This is a genomic window from Mongoliibacter ruber (assembly GCF_003003005.1).
Classification (GTDB): Bacteria; Bacteroidota; Bacteroidia; order Cytophagales; family Cyclobacteriaceae; genus Mongoliibacter; species Mongoliibacter ruber.
Genome location: NZ_PVTR01000004.1, coordinates 193,062 through 210,558, shown reverse-complemented (window position 1 = coordinate 210,558; position 17,497 = coordinate 193,062). Strand labels below are relative to the sequence as shown.

At 38.4% G+C, this 17,497-nt stretch carries 15 protein-coding genes; 6 read left to right on the top strand and 9 right to left on the bottom strand.

The features are described from left to right. Nucleotides 1-28 precede the first annotated feature (28 nt). Genes CLW00_RS08420 through CLW00_RS08410 form a run of 3 tightly spaced genes read right to left on the bottom strand, consistent with a single transcriptional unit; the run spans nt 29 to nt 2,609 of the window. The gene (locus tag CLW00_RS08420; protein ID WP_106133236.1) at nt 29-928 is read right to left on the bottom strand and encodes an MBL fold metallo-hydrolase; all 900 of its coding nucleotides are present in this window, start codon (nt 926-928) and stop codon (nt 29-31) included. Beyond that, a complete protein-coding gene (locus CLW00_RS08415; protein WP_106133235.1) occupies nt 928-1,626 on the bottom strand; it encodes an SOS response-associated peptidase in 699 nt (232 codons plus the stop codon). The genes CLW00_RS08420 and CLW00_RS08415 overlap by 1 nt, the downstream gene beginning before the upstream one ends. A 23-nt stretch (nt 1,627-1,649) precedes the next feature. Next, nucleotides 1,650-2,609, bottom strand: a complete 960-nt coding sequence (locus CLW00_RS08410; RefSeq protein WP_106133234.1) for a YheT family hydrolase — start codon at nt 2,607-2,609, stop codon at nt 1,650-1,652. A 124-nt stretch (nt 2,610-2,733) separates the two neighbouring features. On the opposite strand from CLW00_RS08410, the gene CLW00_RS08405 reads away from it, so the two are divergent. The 4 genes from CLW00_RS08405 to CLW00_RS08390 all read left to right on the top strand — a co-directional run bounded on the left by CLW00_RS08405 (nt 2,734) and on the right by CLW00_RS08390 (nt 7,618). After that, complete coding sequence (locus CLW00_RS08405; protein WP_106133233.1) at nt 2,734-4,422, top strand: pyruvate dehydrogenase complex dihydrolipoamide acetyltransferase; 1,689 nt, start codon at nt 2,734-2,736, stop codon at nt 4,420-4,422. 315 nt (nt 4,423-4,737) lie between these two features. Further along, entirely contained in the window at nt 4,738-5,280 is a 543-nt protein-coding gene (hslV, locus tag CLW00_RS08400) for an ATP-dependent protease subunit HslV (protein WP_106133232.1), read from the top strand. A 317-nt stretch (nt 5,281-5,597) separates the two neighbouring features. After that, nucleotides 5,598-6,263: a TetR family transcriptional regulator C-terminal domain-containing protein gene (locus CLW00_RS08395; protein WP_106133374.1), complete on the top strand. Its 666-nt coding sequence runs from the start codon at nt 5,598-5,600 to the stop codon at nt 6,261-6,263. 5 nt (nt 6,264-6,268) lie between these two features. Further along, the gene (locus CLW00_RS08390) at nt 6,269-7,618 is read left to right on the top strand and encodes an ABC1 kinase family protein (RefSeq protein WP_106133231.1); all 1,350 of its coding nucleotides are present in this window, start codon (nt 6,269-6,271) and stop codon (nt 7,616-7,618) included. Between the two features lie 142 nt (nt 7,619-7,760). Here the strand turns inward: CLW00_RS08390 and CLW00_RS08385 are convergent, their stop codons facing one another. Together CLW00_RS08385 and CLW00_RS08380 are read right to left on the bottom strand one after the other, a co-directional pair. After that, complete coding sequence (locus CLW00_RS08385) at nt 7,761-9,083, bottom strand: ferredoxin reductase family protein (protein WP_106133230.1); 1,323 nt, start codon at nt 9,081-9,083, stop codon at nt 7,761-7,763. A gap of 94 nt (nt 9,084-9,177) precedes the next feature. Further along, on the bottom strand, nt 9,178-10,329 hold the full coding sequence (locus tag CLW00_RS08380) for a PQQ-dependent sugar dehydrogenase (protein WP_211300172.1): 1,152 nt from the start codon (nt 10,327-10,329) through the stop codon (nt 9,178-9,180). 250 nt (nt 10,330-10,579) lie between these two features. Here CLW00_RS08380 and abc-f point away from each other — a divergent pair, with 250 nt between their 5' ends. After that, nucleotides 10,580-12,502, top strand: a complete 1,923-nt coding sequence (abc-f, locus tag CLW00_RS08375) for a ribosomal protection-like ABC-F family protein (protein WP_106133229.1) — start codon at nt 10,580-10,582, stop codon at nt 12,500-12,502. 12 nt (nt 12,503-12,514) lie between these two features. Next, entirely contained in the window at nt 12,515-13,777 is a 1,263-nt protein-coding gene (locus CLW00_RS08370) for a type IX secretion system plug protein (RefSeq protein ID WP_106133372.1), read from the top strand. A 43-nt stretch (nt 13,778-13,820) separates the two neighbouring features. Here CLW00_RS08370 and cas6 read toward each other — a convergent pair whose 3' ends face one another. From cas6 to CLW00_RS08350, 4 genes are all read right to left on the bottom strand, one after another. Then, nucleotides 13,821-14,699: a CRISPR-associated endoribonuclease Cas6 gene (gene cas6, locus CLW00_RS08365; RefSeq protein ID WP_106133228.1), complete on the bottom strand. Its 879-nt coding sequence runs from the start codon at nt 14,697-14,699 to the stop codon at nt 13,821-13,823. 99 nt (nt 14,700-14,798) lie between these two features. After that, on the bottom strand, nt 14,799-15,896 hold the full coding sequence (gene ychF, locus CLW00_RS08360; protein ID WP_106133227.1) for a redox-regulated ATPase YchF: 1,098 nt from the start codon (nt 15,894-15,896) through the stop codon (nt 14,799-14,801). 14 nt (nt 15,897-15,910) lie between these two features. Further along, a complete protein-coding gene (locus CLW00_RS08355; RefSeq protein WP_106133226.1) occupies nt 15,911-16,993 on the bottom strand; it encodes an AI-2E family transporter in 1,083 nt (360 codons plus the stop codon). A 117-nt stretch (nt 16,994-17,110) separates the two neighbouring features. Further along, nucleotides 17,111-17,440, bottom strand: a complete 330-nt coding sequence (locus tag CLW00_RS08350) for a DUF3276 family protein (protein WP_106133225.1) — start codon at nt 17,438-17,440, stop codon at nt 17,111-17,113. Nucleotides 17,441-17,497 lie beyond the last annotated feature (57 nt).

The window sequence follows — 17,497 nt, the reverse complement described above, 5'->3', positions numbered from 1 at the left end:
CGCAAAACAGTGAGTTGTAATAAGGAATTCATATTTTACCCAGACTTTTTAGTTTCCAATATCTATATAGTCCAGCCACGGACATCCAGCTGGGATTGGCGTACTCATACACTTGGATCAACTCTTTATTACAACCTTCATCCCTTAATTGTTGTTGGGTAAATTCCATAAAAATCGGGATCACTTCCTTTTGGTCAGTATTTTTTTCGAAATGAGGTTTGATCCAATTTGACCAACTGTCTAGCATCTTCTCCAGATAATCCAAATGATCTTTTACATTTGAAATTTTCCCGAAATGTGTCAAATATAGGTGTTCTGGATTTTCATCTTTGATCAGCTGGATTGAACGCTTCCAGTCATCCAAGTTGATGTCAGGTGGAGGACAAGGGGGGACTGCAGGCCCATCGGCAATTTTGACTCCTGCCACATCTCCTGTAAAAATACAATCATCAAGTTTCCATGCAATATGGTGACTGGCATGCCCAGGGGTATGTATGGCTTTGATAGCTAAATCTCCAAATTTCAGTACTGATTGATGTGCTACCGAGACAAGTTGATTGAGAGGGATTGATTCCATGTTGCCCCACAAGTATTCCATTTGGTCGCCATAGATCTGGGCTGCCGAATTCCATAGTTTCGAAGGATTTTCTAAATGAGGAACTCCAACAGGGTGGACGTAAATTTTTGCTCCCAAGGATGCGAACTTCCAAGCCGCACCTGCATGATCAAAATGAATATGGGTAAGCAACACATGTTTGATGTCAGTCATTGCAAAGCCAAGCTTTCTTATACCACTTTCAAGTTGGTCACTTGTACTTGCAGGACCTGTCTCTATTAAAATCGGACCCTCTGAAGTTTCTACCAAAAAGCTGGCAATTGCTTCATTGGTTTTTAAAAATTGCAAGTCTATAGTGTGTATTTTCGTCATTATCCAAATAAAGTATAGTTTCCGAATTGATCCATAGGGGAAGTTTTTTTGATCAATGTAGGGTTGTCATTTTTGATTTGATTAACCTGTTGTGACACGGTGTAGCTATGCATCAAATCAACAGGATATGTTTTAAGCATATTTAGCAAATCGCTTTCTGATGCATATTTATCTAGCCATTTTTTCTCATTTTCCTTATCAAGGATTACAGGCATTCTGTCGTGGATATCACTCACAAGTGAATTGGGTTCGGTTGTCAAAATAAGGAAAGTATGTTTGATTTTCCCTGATTCATTCTCGTACTCTTCCCAAATTCCTGCAAAAGCGAATGTTTCTTCCTCTCCGACAGTAAAACGATAAGGGATTTTCGTCTTTTTACCTACTTTTTTCCATTCATAAAAGCCATCGGCAGGTATCAAGCATCTCCTGGACTTAAAAGAAGACTTGAAAGATGCTTTTTGGTCTATTGTTTCAGCTTTTGCATTGATAAATTTTTGTGAAACAGGTTTATTTTTGGCAAAATCAGGAGTGATTCCCCAATAGAAAAAGGAGAACCCTTTGGGACTATCTGAGGTGATTACAGGCACCAATTGGGTTGGAGCAATATTATATCGAGGCTGAAAGTTACCCAGCATTTCTGCCTGAAACCTTTCCTCGAGTTCGATTTTACTTTTGCTTAGAGAGTATCTTCCGCACATGTGTTTGATTGGTTTTTTGAAAATTAACGATCTCTTGTGATAAATTCAAATGCCCGCTTTTCTGACCAGTAGATGTCTTCTCTTTTCCTAGGGCTAAATCCAACGTGACCTCCAGTCCTCGGGAATTCCATCCAGACCAGGTCTAGTTTTCTGCCCAGTGATACAGGGAAGCATTTTTCACTCAGGAAAGGATCATTTTGCGCATTCAGAATGAGAGAAGGAACCTCTATTTTGTCAAGAAACTTTAAAGAAGAATTTTTCTCATAATAGTCATGCGCATCATCAAAACCATGCAGGGGGCCTGTGAAATGGTCATCAAAATCTTTGAGCGTTTTAATGTTCCTCAAGATGCCTAGGGGAATGTCATTCGGGAATTTTTGTGCTTTAAGAACCACCTTTTGTTTGAGCGTACGAAGGAATCTTTTCGCATAAATAATATTTTCCCCTGTAGATATTTTGATGGAGGAGGATTCCAAATCCAAAGGCACACTTATGCCAATACCTTTTTTTATTTTGGGCGTCCGATTTCTTAGTTCACCAAGGTATTTCAAGGTCAGGTTGCCTCCCAGACTGAAGCCAATGAGGTAGATTTCTTTGTATTTTGGCTCTGCATGGGTGACCACTGTATCTAGGTCATATGTGGCGCCTGAGTGGTAAAATATTGGCTTTTGGTTCATTTCCTCACCGCATCCTCTGTAGTTCCAACTCAATACATCAAAGCCATTCAAAAAAAAATGTCTTGCCATTCCAATCATGTACGGTCTCCGGGTATTGCCTTCCAAACCATGACTGATGATGACCAGTTTTGAAGCATCATTTTTTAACCAATCCAAATCCAAGAAGTCACCATCAGGGGTATTAACTCTTTCTCTTTCAAAAGGTAAGGGCAAGGATGTTCTGAAAATACTCGGTATTATTGTTTGAAGATGGCCATTGAATTGCCATCGCGGATGGTCGTATTCAGTTTTTTTTACAATCGGCATTTGAAATCAAAATGAGGTAAGCTGGTGTTTTCAATCCTGAAAATACTACTATTAAATTTGAATGTAGACATTTTAAGAACTATTTTTGGGTTGCTTAATTTTAAGAATTGGATACAAATATCATATGGCCGAGATAATACGAATGCCCAAAATGAGTGACACCATGGAAGAAGGTGTTATTGCAGCATGGTTAAAAAAAGTAGGTGATTCTGTAAAGCCTGGAGACATACTAGCGGAAGTAGAGACTGATAAGGCAACTATGGAGCTTGAGTCCTATGAGGAAGGAATCCTACTGCATATAGGAGTTCAAGAAAAAGACGCTGTGCCTGTCAATGGAGTCATTGCTATCATTGGGGAAGAAGGTGAAGATATAGAAGCTTTACTGAAAGATGTGGAAAGTGGTGATTCTGGTTCTTCCGATGCTTCTGAAAAGGAAGAGAAGAAAACAGAAAAAACTTCAGACTCATCTGATGAAAAGAAATCAGAAGTTAAAGAAGAAGCTTCTAAAGAGGAAATTGATACTTCTGGTATCAATGCCACCGTGATCACAATGCCAAAGATGAGCGATACCATGACCGAAGGTACCATCGCTTCTTGGTTGAAGAAAGTAGGTGATGACGTAAAATCAGGAGATATCATCGCAGAAGTGGAAACTGACAAAGCGACAATGGAGCTTGAATCATACGAGGACGGAAATTTATTGTACATCGGTGTGGAAGCTGGTGACTCTGTAGATATAGATGGTGTCATCGCTATCATTGGTGAAAAGGGTGCTGATTATGAGACTTTATTGAAAGCCCATAAATCAAAATCAGAAACCTCCGAACCATCGTCTAAAGCGGATAAGACAGAAGAAAAGAAAACGGAAAAGGCTGATTCTCCGAAAGCAGAAGATAAAAAAGAAGAAACAAAACCAAGTCTCAGTTCTTCCACTACAGAAGATGGAGCTCGTCTCAAGGCTTCTCCTTTAGCCAAAAAGATGGCATCTGATAAAGGGATTGACATTTCTTTAGTCAAAGGATCAGGTGAAAATGGCAGAATTGTCAAAAGAGATATAGAGAACTTCACACCAGCGGCAGCACAGTCTGCTACGCAAAGTGTTGAAGGAAGTGCCGCTCCTGCAGTAGGTCAAGAGTCATACAAAGAAGAGAAGGTTTCTCAAATGCGTAAGGTGATCGCAAAAAGACTTGCTGAAAGCAAATTTACGGCACCGCATTTCTACCTTACCATGGAAATCAACATGGATAAGTCGATAGAAGCCAGAAAAAGCATGAATGAAGTAGCACCTGTCAAGATATCATTCAACGACATGGTGATCAAGGCTGCAGCTGCAGCACTACGTCAGCATCCTAAGGTGAATGCGGCTTGGTTGGGAGATAAGATCAGATACAATGACCACATCCACATTGGAATGGCTGTAGCTGTGGAAGAAGGTCTACTTGTACCTGTCATCAGGTTTGCAGATAGTAAGTCGCTTTCTCAAATCTCCAATGAAGCCAAGTCCTTAGGTGGTAAAGCCAAAAACAAGGAGCTTCAACCAAAAGATTGGGAAGGAAATACTTTTACTATTTCGAATCTAGGAATGTTTGGTATTGATGAGTTTACAGCCATTATCAATCCACCTGATGCCTGTATTCTTGCTGTCGGAGGTATCAAAGAGACTGTGATTGTCAAGAATGGTCAAATGCAAATAGGAAACGTGATGAAAGTTACGCTTTCTTGTGACCATAGGGTAGTGGATGGTGCTGTAGGATCAGCTTTCTTGCTGACGCTTAAAGGCCTTTTGGAAGATCCTGTGAGAATTTTGATCTAATAGAAAATATAATCTGTCAAAAAGTCCTGAATTTTCAGGACTTTTTGCTTTTAGTACAGTTATTGGAGAAAATTACTTCGTGATATATAGTTGAAATATACGTCGGGAAATAAAATTGAAATATGGTAGAAATAGGCCTTGTACGATACAAGGTTGAAATATACCGTGTGAAGTAAAGTTGAATTACATTTCAGGAAATAGTATAATTGGTTTTTAGTTAAATCTCAAAGGCTCCATAATATTTAGACTTATTTCTATTGTATTCCGTCACGGGCATATATCCAACTATTTCATTTCTTTAGTCAAAAAATTAATATGGAAAAATTAAAATCAACAACCGTAGTTGCTATCAAGCACAACAATGAAGTTGTCATCGGTGCGGATGGTCAAGCTACTTTAGGGAATACTGTTGCCAAAAGCTCAGTCAATAAAATCAGAAAGCTACAAAACGGTAAAATCGTTACTGGCTTTGCTGGATCAACAGCTGATGCTTTCACACTTTTGGAAAAATTTGAAGAAAAACTCGGGGCATACGGAAACAATATGAAACGGGCTGCAGTAGAACTAGCTAAAGAATGGCGAACAGACAGGATGTTAAGCAAGCTGGAAGCCATGATGATTGTCGCAGACAAAGAAGATATTTTAATCATCTCTGGTACAGGTGATGTGATTGAACCGGATTTGGGAATTGCTACCATTGGTTCAGGAAGCATGTATGCACAATCAGCTGCAAGGGCCTTAAAGAAGTTTGCACCAAATCTTTCTGCGGAAGAAATGGTAAGAGAAAGTTTGGGTATCGCTGCAGATGTCTGTATCTATACCAACCATAATTTGGTGGTGGAAAAAGTAGTCAATTGATATCAAAAAATGATCAAAAAGCCTTCTGAATTGATTTTTGGAAGGCTTTTTTTATAAAAAAAATGATTGTGAATTGATTGCTTAAAAACATTGGTAGTGATTTTTAGCATAATGAAACCTTTGAATTTATGGATTTTCAAATAAATGTATGCTTTCAACAATAGGGGATAGCGGTCCTAAATAGAATGATATCATCTATGTTATTAACATCTCATTTATATAACTAAACTATTTTTTAATAATCCAAACTGATTTATTAAGGTTTTCTAAACTTCATATCCCTTTTCTAGGTTATGTCTCTAGTAAACAAATTCAACATGGAAAAAGCAAAGCCAAATAAAACTACGAAAGTAGATTATAGGACTAAAATAATTACTGGATACGTCGAATATATCTTGGAACATGGCCAAGAACCGGCTTCGGTATTTAAGTTTGCCAAGGAACTGAAAATGAAAGAGGAGGATTTTTATTCCTATTTCACTTCTTTCGAAAGTATTAAATCAGCAGTATGGACTAAACTTTTTGATGACACGCTAAGCAATCTTGAATCTCAAGAGGTTTTCAGAGAGTACAGTGCTAGGGAAAAGCTACTGGGTTTTCTATTCACCTGGATAGAAGAACTTAAGAAGAATAGGTCTTACGTACTTGTCTTGTATCAGAACCCCCAAATGCTAAAAGGCATGCTGCCAACAGAAGTGAAGGCATTTCGAGACAAATTTAAGGATTTTGCCAATGAGATTATTCTAGAGGGTAAAGAAACTGAGGAAATCGCCAACAGACCGATTATCTCTGATAGATACGATGAAGCATTATGGTTGCAGGTTTGGTTTGTATTCCAATTCTGGTTAAAGGATACTTCACCTGCTTTCGAAAAGACAGATGCTGCTATTGAAAAATCAGTAAACCTTGCTTTTGACCTGATGGGTAAAAGTGCATTAGATACCTTCGTAGATTTTGCGAAGTTTTTATACCAAAACAAATAAGAATTGTGAAGGAGAATAAAGTGAAAGAGCAAAGCAGCATCCCAACATCAAAGGTGCAACGTGCTGCGAAATTTATCAGTACTGGTGCCAAAGTAGGAGGGAACTATGTAAAGCACTATGCAAAAAAGGTAGTAAACCCTTCTATGACCAAGGAAGAGTTGCATAATAACAACGCGGAGGATATTTACAACTCACTCAGTCAATTGAAAGGCTCTGCCCTGAAGGTAGCTCAGATGATGTCCATGGATAAAAATATTCTGCCCAGAGCATACCAAGATAAGTTTACCATGGCGCAATACAGTGCACCACCATTGTCTTATCCTTTGGTAGTGAAAACCTTTCAAAAATACTTTGGTAAAAGTCCTGAGCAGATGTTCGATACTTTCACCAAATCAGCTGTAAATGCAGCTTCTATTGGTCAGGTACATCAAGCTACAAAGGATGGAAAGAAACTAGCGGTTAAAATCCAATATCCGGGAGTCGCGGATTCCGTAAGTTCTGATTTGAAATTGGTAAGGCCTTTTGCCCTGCGTCTCTTGAATATGAACGAAAGGGAACTTGACCATTATATGGAAGAAGTTGAGAATAAGTTGCTGGAAGAAACTGATTACGAGCTTGAAGTTCTTCGCTCTAGGGAGATTTCAGAAGCTTGCAGCCATATTGAAAATCTTAATTTTCCTGGTTATTATGAAGACATGAGCTCCCAGCGAATTATCACTATGGACTGGATTGAGGGCAAGCATATCAAAGAATGGTTGGACACTAATCCGAGTCAAGAAGATAAAGATAGAATAGGCCAAGCCCTGTGGAATTTCTACCATCATCAAGTACACAACCTGATGAAAGTCCATGCAGATCCACATCCAGGTAATTTTATTATCCAAAGCGATGGTAATCTGGGCATCATAGACTTTGGCTGTGTGAAAGTAATTCCGGAAGATTTCTATAAAGGTTATTTCTCACTGATCAAAAAAGATCTTTTGATCAACGAGGAAGAGTTGAATGAAATATTCTATAGCTTGGAGTTTATCAGTGACAAGGATACAGATGTAGAGAAAGTTTATTTTATAAGTGTGTTTAAAGAAATGATATCTCTGTTAGGGAAACCGTTTCATGTAGATTCCTTTGATTTTGCAGATGACGATTACTTTGAACAGATCTTTAAGCTTGGGGACAGAATATCTAATGATAAGATGTTCAAAAAATCAAGACAGGCACGTGGTTCCAGACATGGTCTTTATATCAACAGGACTTATTTTGGATTGTACAATCTATTGAATCAACTTCAAGCAAATGTGAAAACGACCAAACCGGAGTGGTTGGAATCTCATAAAACTGAAAATGTTGAAAGCTGATTTGAAAACCTCCCATTGTGGAGGTTTTTTTATTAAAACCCTCTTATGGAAAATAATATGGCAGTGATCACCAGCAATACACCCATCAGGTCAGCGACTCTTTTTATGGTTCGGTAAAGGATTTTTGTGTGTTTCTTCATATTTATACAAAATCAAATCTTTCGGCGTATATGTTTTTCCAGTCAACACCAGAGTCCCTAAAGGTCAATTCGGCTTCATCCATCATAGGTGCTGGACCGCATATATAATAGTCAAATTCATTACAATTTTCAGGAAGGTATTTGCGTATCAATTCTTCAGAAATCAGCCCTTTTTCACCTTCCCATCCTTCATTTGGTTCTTCTAATACATGGATCAATTGAAGGTTGAGTTTCTTTTCCAAAGTAGCTAGCTCATCTCTAAATGGAATCTTTTTCCAGTTTTCATTTCCATAAATCAGGATGCACTTTCTATCATCCTTTCTGTCGTACAATGTTTTTAAGATAGAAATTGCTGGAGTGACGCCAATGCCACCCATAACCATAAAGCAAGGCTTGTCTTTCAGGGTAAATGAGCCAAAAGGACCTTCTAAGAATGCAGTCTGTCCCGGTTTGAGGTATTTCCAAGTTTTGGTAAAATCTCCGAGCCTTTTCGCAGTGATTTCCAGAAGCCCAGATGCTGCACTGGAGGAGAAGGAAAAAGGATGTTGTTGCATGGAAAAAGAAGTGTCGGCTATCGTAATCCACGTAAACTGTCCAGGTTCAAAGCTGAATTTCTTTGAGCCATTATTTTCAAGCTTTAAGGTATAACAATCATCTTTTTTAGGAACTACCTCTCTGATGACAAATGGATTTTTTCTGGATATCCAAGGCCTTATTATCCTTGTATGGAATACAAAATAGACCATTGGTAAAAAGAAGAGAATCAAGAGACCCACCTTTAATGGACTGTTGAGGTAATGGCCTACTTGAATGCTGTGGACAACTCCTACGAATACCAAGCCAAAACCCAAAATGCCATGCAATAGGCGCCACCATTCATAGTTCAGCCCAGAACTTACCCGCCATAGGCTGGTATAAAGTAAAGTAAGCATTCCAAAAGTAGCAAACACCAAGGCCGAGGCTCTAGGTAAATTTTCTCTGGGATCGTAAAATGCAGCATAATCCCAGTCTGACCATAAAAGCATGATCGGGTGGCAAAGTGTCAATACAATAGCAACAATGCCAATTTCTTTGTGGAATTGTACTACGTTATCGGTTCCAAAAACAGGCACTATTTGCTTGATTCGTCCGGAAAATATAAACTGTAATCCAAATAACGCCAAACCAATGAATCCCAGTGACACACCAAGCTCTTCGAGAAAAAGTCTTTTTGGAGGTATAGTTCCAGAGTAAGCGATGGCAATTGGCAAGATGCTCAATAAGAAAAATAAGGCTAACCAAAATATCCCATTAGATAGGCTGTATCTGTAAGGTTTTTGTGACATATACGAAAAATAAATTTTGTAAGTAAAAATGGATGATTTTGTTTCCTTTTAGCTAGAGGAATCCCTCCTTAAAAAGGAGGGATTCCATCAAAAGTTAAGAACCCTTGTAACTGATTTTGTAAATGCAATTGGCCATATCATCAGAGACCATCAAGCTGCCGTCTGGCATTTGCATGACATCTACAGGCCTTCCCCATACATCTTGACTGTCATGGTCAAGCCAGCCTTCTGCAAATACCTCTTCTTTGACTACATTTTGTCCTTCATCCAAGACCACATTGGTCAACTGGTACCCGATTTTTTTGCTCCTATTCCAAGAGCCATGCTTTGCGATGAAAATATTGTTTTTGTATTCGGATGGAAATTGGTTTGCCGTGTAAAACCTCATACCTAGAGGAGCAACATGTGGCCCTAACTTCAATGCCGGTGCAGTATAGGCAGATTTATCTTTTCCTTTGTTTCCAAACTCAGGATCCTTGACATCACCCGCATGCCAATATGGATAGCCAAAATGCATCCCCTTTTCAGGAGCATGATTGAGTTCACAATCCGGTATGTCATCACCCATCATATCTCGCCCATTATTGGTGAACCAAAGCTCCTTAGTATCAGGATGCCATGCAAATCCTACAGTATTTCTGATGCCATGAGCAAAGATTTCAGGCTTGATATTACCTGAGTTGACATCTATCCTAGTGATACTAGCAAAAATCTCTTCATCTGGATCGCAAATGTTGCAAGGTGCTCCAACAGGTACATACAAGTGACCATCGGGTCCAAAGGCAATAAATTTCCAGCCATGATGCGCTTTGTCTGGATACTTATCAAAAACAACTTCATACTTAGGGTTATCCAAAGTGTTGACGATATCTTTGAACTTGAGTATCCGACTTACCTCAGCCACATATAAGTCACCATCTTTAAAAGCTACCCCATTTGGCATCCGAAGTCCTTCGGCCAAGGTGTATTTTTGATCAGCCTTTCCGTCACCGTTGCTGTCTCTTAGGGCGTACACATTTTTCCCCTGTCTATTTCCTACGAAGACCACATTGCCATCATCACTCATGGCAAGTGAACGTGCATCTGGAACATCTTCTGCCCAAACTTCAATTTGGAAGCCAGGTGGAAGTTTAATGGTCTCCAATTGGATAAAATTATCTTTGCTTTGACCTGTACATGAAATATATATCAGGGTAAAAGCGAAGAAAAATAAAATTTTAAAAATCCCGGTATTGTTCATTTTCATTGTTTTATTTATTGCTTGATTATTTGAAAGTAGGTTTATGCCATTTTGCTACAAAACTGAATTTTGAATCAGTATCAACTTCATCAAAAATGTATTCATATCTGACAGAGTGGGTTCTATTGCTGTTTTATTTTAATAGCGGCAGCCATGCATATAACTTCAAGATACCCAATTTTTCAAAGAGAAACACTTTCTCAGTAATAATCCTGTATAAATCCTTTATAAATGGGAGAATACTTATTTTTGCAGAATGTTATCAATAAATAATCTCTCTTACTTCATAGGGGGAAGAGCATTGTACGAAAATGCCTCCCTACATATCAAACCAAAAGACAAAATAGGACTGGTAGGTTTAAACGGGACCGGCAAGTCCACCTTGTTGAAAATTATCAATGGAGACTATCAGCCAACTTCAGGTGAAGTACAAAAAGCAAAAGATTGCACGATTGGATTTTTGAATCAGGATATGCTTTCCTATCAGTCCGAAGATCCAATTTTGGAAGTTGCCTTAGAAGCCTTTAAAGAAACCTTGGCATTGCAAGCGGAAATAGATAGGGTTTTGAAGCAAATGGAAACTGACTATTCTGATGCTGTCATAGATAAATTGGCCAAGCTTCAGGATAGGTTTGAAGCCAATGAGGGATATACCGTCAAGGCAAAAGCTGAGGAAATTTTAGAAGGGATTGGCTTTAATACCGCTGACCTGATGCGTCCACTTAAGACTTTCTCTGGTGGATGGAGAATGAGGGTGATGCTTGCCAAACTTTTGTTGGAAAAGCCATCCTTGCTCATGCTCGATGAACCGACCAACCACCTTGATTTGCCTTCTATTCAGTGGGTAGAGAATTACCTTAAAAATTATGATGGAGCCGTGGTTGTAGTTTCCCACGATCAGGAGTTTTTGGACAATTGTATTGATACCACAGTAGAAGTCTCTCATGGTACATTGACGACCTATTCGGGGAATTATTCTTTTTATAAAGAAGAGAAAAAAGAACGGATGGAAATTCAACAAAATGCCTATGAGAACCAACAACAAATGATCAAGCAGACTGAAAAGTTCATAGAACGGTTTCGGGCCAAAGCTACCAAGTCAAACCAAGTACAGTCCCGGGTCAAGGCTCTTGAGCGTCTTGATAGGGTCAATGAAGTAGTGGATGATAATATTTCGGTAAATTTCAAATTTAAGTTTTCTCAAAAATCAGGCAGAGATGTCGTAACCTTGGATCATGTATCCAAATCATATGGAGACCTTAAAATCCTCGCCAATACCTCAGCACGAATTGAAAGGGGGGATAAAATAGCCCTGATTGGTGCCAATGGAAAAGGTAAATCGACCCTACTCAGAATAATAGGTGGAGGAGAAAAAATTGATGGTAAGGTTTCGCATGGTCACAACGTAATTAAATCCTTCTATGCACAGCACCAATTAGAAGCTTTGAATGTGGACAATGAGATCCTTCAGGAAATGGTGCAGGCAGGTTCCGGAAAGACAGAGACTGAGCTTAGGGGCGTATTGGGTTGCTTTTTATTTTCAAATGAGGATGTGTTCAAAAAGATCAAAGTATTGTCTGGAGGAGAGAAATCCAGGGTAGCACTTGCCAAAACGCTTATCTCAGAAGCAAACTTCCTCTTATTGGATGAGCCTACCAACCACCTGGATATGCAGTCTGTGAATATTCTGATTCAAGCTATGGAGCAGTATGAGGGTACGTTTATTACTGTTTCCCACGACAGGCATTTTATAAAAGGTGTAGCAAATAAAATCTGGTATCTGGAAAATCATCAGATTAAAGAATACCTAGGCACTTACGATGAGTACATATATTGGAAATCCCAAATTAAGGAAGAGGAATCTCCAACTAACTTTACTCAAAAGGAGAAAAAAGAGCAAAAGAAAAAAAGAACAAATACAGAGTTAGATGAAGCAAAAAGGGAGCTGAAGAAAAAAGGCCAGTTTCTTGCTGATGTAGAAGATCGTATTCTTAAACTTGAAGAAAGAAAATCTACTTTAGAAAAAGAAATGTCAGATGCTGACGTTTACTCTGACGCGGACAAACTTGAAAAGATCAACCAAAAGTATCAAGTTATAAAAGCTGATTTGTTAAAACTGAATCAATCTTGGGAGAGTTTGGTGGAAGAGATCAGCACCTTGGAGGAAACCATATCATAAAAAGAAATGAAGATGAGACGACTTGTATTTTTGATGTTTATTGTATTTGGTCAGATTGCCCAAGCACAAGATGCTTACTATGATAGGATTTTTGAAGAAAATATTCAGTCAGTGCGCCTGTTTCCAAATTCCGGTGACTTCGCAGCTCAGATGAATTCTCCAGTACTTGAACTCAATAGTGGCGTATCTTTCAACCTGACTTTTGATGATTTGGCCTATGATCCGGATATGTATTCAGCCAAGATTATCCATTGTAATTTTGATTGGACTCCTTCAGATTTGAAGGAGAATGAATATCTCAATCAGTATAATGAGTTCAATGTATTGGATTATGAATACTCTATTGATACGAGAATCCCCTACATACATTACAATTTTGTATTGCCTGCGGTGACTAAAACCGGGAATTATGTAGTCATGGTCTATAGGGGGAGAGATCAAAATCAACCTATTTTGATCAAAAGATTCATGGTATACCAAAGAGCCATTAACCTAGCTGCAAGGGTCGTGCCTCCGAGCCAATCTGAAGACAGGCGACGGGTACAGCAGATCAATGTTACTGTCAATTATAAAGGCAGGGAGCTCTTTGACCCAAGAAATAACATAAAAGTCATGATCAGGCAGAACCAAAGGTGGGACAATGCAAAAGTGCTGGGCAACCCTACTATGTTGAGAGAAGACACCAAAACCATCGAATACAACCTTTTTGATGGTAGCAATACATTCAAGGGAGGAAATGAATTTCGATTTCTTGACTTGAGGTTTGTAAGAGCCAGAGGTATGAATGTGAAATCAGTCAGGATGGAAGAAGATGTAGTATATGCAGAAGCCGGATTGGATAAGACTAGACCTGATGGCGTGTATTCAGAATACCTGGATATGAATGGGCAGTATGCAATCATGAATCTAGAAAGGCAAAACCATGAAAGGGAAAGTGAATATATTGTAACTACTTTTTATCTGGATCCGGAGGGTGTTACCGAACAGCCGTATCTAATTGGTTCATTGACTTCATGGGGTTTTTCACCAGATGCAAAAATGGAACTAAACCCCAGCACTAATAAATATGAGACCACTTTGATACTCAAACAAGGATGGTATGATTATCAGTATGCCTACAAAACAGATGGAGGTTGGGAAATGAGTCCATTGGAAGGGAGTCATTTTGAAACCGAAAACGAGTATGAGGTTTTTATCTACTACAGAGATATGGGTTCGCGATATGATGAGCTGATTAGTTATTTCAACCTTAATCCAAATAAGCGCAGGTTGTAAAAAAAAAATAAAAAAGCCGATCCTAACAGATCGGCCTTTTATTTTAGTTTTCTTCTTGACTATCGTCCGAATCCTGAGGTTTGACTTTCTCCCTGTCCTGTTGGGACTTGTAAGGAATAAAACCCTCTCTTTTGAATTTGTACGGTTCTGTTCTTTGGCTTGGAGCATGGTTTGCAAGGTCTAGCATACCAAAACCTTTGTGCGTAAAGGCTCCCAATCCACATTTGAAAACAAAATCCTGTACCTCCGGCGCTGCATAGAGTGTGAAGGGAAGCGTATAGCCCCTTACTTCATATTTCACATCCATGTCATAGACAGAATAGATTCTTGCAAATTTCTTTTGCTGTTCTCTGAGCTTATTTACATAATTCATGTCAGGTACCACCTGAAACTTGTAGAAGGACTCCATTTGCTCCTGATTGTACCAGCCGGATCTTTCCATTCTAGTCAAAGTAGATTCATACAACAAATCTGAAAACTCGTCTGTGTCCGGATTGATGAATCGTTTTCCCGACTCGTCATTGAAAGAAGGTGTAAGCAGCACAAGGGGTGAAATACAAACAAACTTGTTGGATGTTTCCAATTCTGGCTCAAACTCCTGCTCTGTGTACTCTGGAGAAATGATAAGGTTTCCTAACTCAATTTTTGGAGTAGCAAATACTTGTTCCAATAAATAGTCAATAAAATCTTCATTGGGTGATGAAAGCACTAATGTGACTAAACTGGAATAGTAATGCAATCCACTTCTACTTACTTTGGTCTGACCTTTAAGTCCAGAGAAGTTGAAGTAATTGTAGTTGAAAAACTCTTCACGTCCACCTTTCACGATCAATCCCTTCAGGAACTGCGCCAAGATGTACTGATGGTGGAAAGGTAAATAAGCACCTTTGTTTTTTAAGGAAAATATTAATCTTACTCTCACGGTGTTAAAAATAAAATTTAAAACAATTATTTAACTCAATCATATATATTTACTTTATATCTGATTTCAAGCAAAAGTACAAATATTTTTCACAATTTATTATACATTGAACCTAAAATGCATAATATCTCCATCTTTTACGATGTATTCTTTGCCTTCTATCGCAATTTTTCCATTTTCTCGGCAAGCTGCTTCTGTTTTGAAATTTTCATAATCATGTAATTTGATTACTTCAGCTTTGATAAAACCTCTTTCAAAATCCGTATGAATTACTCCAGCTGCTTGTGGAGCCTTCCACCCACGCTTGATAGTCCAGGCACGAACCTCCTGAACTCCAGCTGTGAAGTAGGTGATCAAGTTAAGTAATTTATAGGCTCCTGAAATAAGTTTATTCATGCCACTTTCATCCAAACCGTATTCAGAAAGGAACATTTCTTTTTCCTCGGCATCATCAAATTCTGCAATCTGTGATTCAATTGCAGCACACAGAATGATAACTTCAGCATTCTCGTCCTTGATATCCTCCTTGAGTTTGTCAACAAATGCATTTCCCGTTAAGATACTGCCTTCATCAACGTTAGCTACATACAATACTGGTTTGATTGTAAGAAGGTGTAAGTCTCTCAGTACTTCCAGATCTTCCTTTTCAGCTTCTATGGCACGTGCATTTTTTCCAGCTTGAAGTCCTTCTTTAAACCTCATGAGTACTTCAAGCTCCTTTCGGGCTTTGGCATCACCTGATTTTGCTATTTTTTCCAATCGGGCAATTTTTTTATCTACCGACTCAATGTCCTTGAGCTGTAACTCAGTATCTATGACTTCTTTGTCAAATACAGGGTCTACACCACCCGCAACGTGGACTACGTTGTCATCTTGAAAACACCTTATAACATGAACGATAGCGTCTACCTCTCTGATGTTGGCCAAGAATTTATTGCCCAGGCCTTCTCCTTTGCTTGCACCTTTGACCAGACCTGCAATATCTACAAATTCAATCACGGTAGGGATTACCTTATGAGGTTTTACAAGTGATTCTAGGGTTTTGAGTCGGCTGTCAGGTACTGTTACTACGCCTACGTTAGGTTCTATTGTACAAAAAGGGAAATTTGCTGCTTCTGCTTTAGCACTTGAAAGTGCGTTGAATAGTGTTGATTTTCCTACGTTGGGTAAGCCAACGATGCCACATTGTAATGCCATTGAAGATGGTTTTTTTAAACTTTGAATATTCTATATTCCTTATATCCTCTGAAGAATTCCAAAAATGAAACTCTAAAAATCGTATAAACAGGAATTGCAAAAATCATCCCGAGTATACCGGCGATTTTTGCACCGGCAAAGATAACAACAAATATTTCAAGTGGATGTGCTTTTACAGATTTAGAAAAAATAAGGGGTTGTAAGATCACATTGTCAGTAACCTGGACTACAGAAAAAACCGCCAAAATTCTGATGATCATGAAAACTATTTCATTTGATCCAGTATAATCGCCCGTAGAAAGACCTACAATGACCCCGAAAGTGGCACCTAAGATCGGCCCTGCATAAGGTATCAAGTTCGCGACGGCCGCAAACATGGCTATGGTCAAAGCATATTCTATCCCCACCAAAGTCAATCCAATTGCTGCAATGGAAAATATGCAGATCAACTGAATAAATAATCCCACAAGGTAATTTGACAGCAACCGCTCTACTTTGTTGAATGTGGATACAGCTAACTCAAAATATGAATTAGGTATAAGGTTCATGATGTTTCTCCTCAAAAGACCATTTTCCAATAGCAAAAAAAACGTTATGAAAGTGAGGGCCATCACAGCAATGAAAAATGAGCTGGTTGTATTTACTATCGTGTTTAGTATACCCTGAATATTGATAGCTGAAAAACTTGATATCAGTGTCTCCCTTACTTGAGTGATCAAGAAACCGGGTTCGCTGGAGACAATGTCATAACGAATCAATATATCCTCAACTTTTCCAACAGGATTTTGTATTTGTTCGTAGATGTAATCCATGTCATAAGAGGCAATATTTTTGACCTGTGCACTTATCAATGGAATAAATAGAAGACCTACAAAAAATATGAAAAGTGCAATGAATAGGAAAGAGATGATAATTGCTATCCACCTTGGGACATTCTGACCCAAAACATGAAAACCATTGATCTTATTGGTAAGCGGCCTCAGGATGGCAGCTATTACCAATGAAAATATGAAGTATAGCGTGATGTTGGAAAAATACCAGCCTACTATAAAGAGCAGCAAGATGGTGACAAGTAGATATACAATGGGTTTTTTCATATACAAGCAAAAAGAGAAAGAATTTCAACACTACCTAATTTATGCATTAAGTGATCAAAGACAAAACGAATTTGTCAATGTTGAAATTCTTTCTCTAAAGATGAACAAATACAGGAATTAATCCCACTTTAATTCATCGTCAAATTCTGTTTCTGATTCTTCTTTGTCAAATTGTGAAAAGTCAAAGTCTGACATCAAGTCGTTTTTCACATGATCCACAGCGTCTTGAAGGGCTTCTAGAAATTTACCAAAATCTTCTTTGTAAAGGAAAATTTTGTGTTTTTCGAAAACAAAACCATCATCTTTTAGCTTTCTTTTGCTTTCTGTTATTGTCAAATAGTAATCATTTGACCTGGTTGATTTAACATCAAAAAAATAAGTCCTTTTACCGGCTTTAACCCTTTTAGAGAAGATCTCTTCTCTGTCATTTCCTCTGTTATCTTCCACTTTCCAAAGAATTTTGTTGTTTGTGTTTGGTATAAATTGAGCTCCAAGTTAAACCAA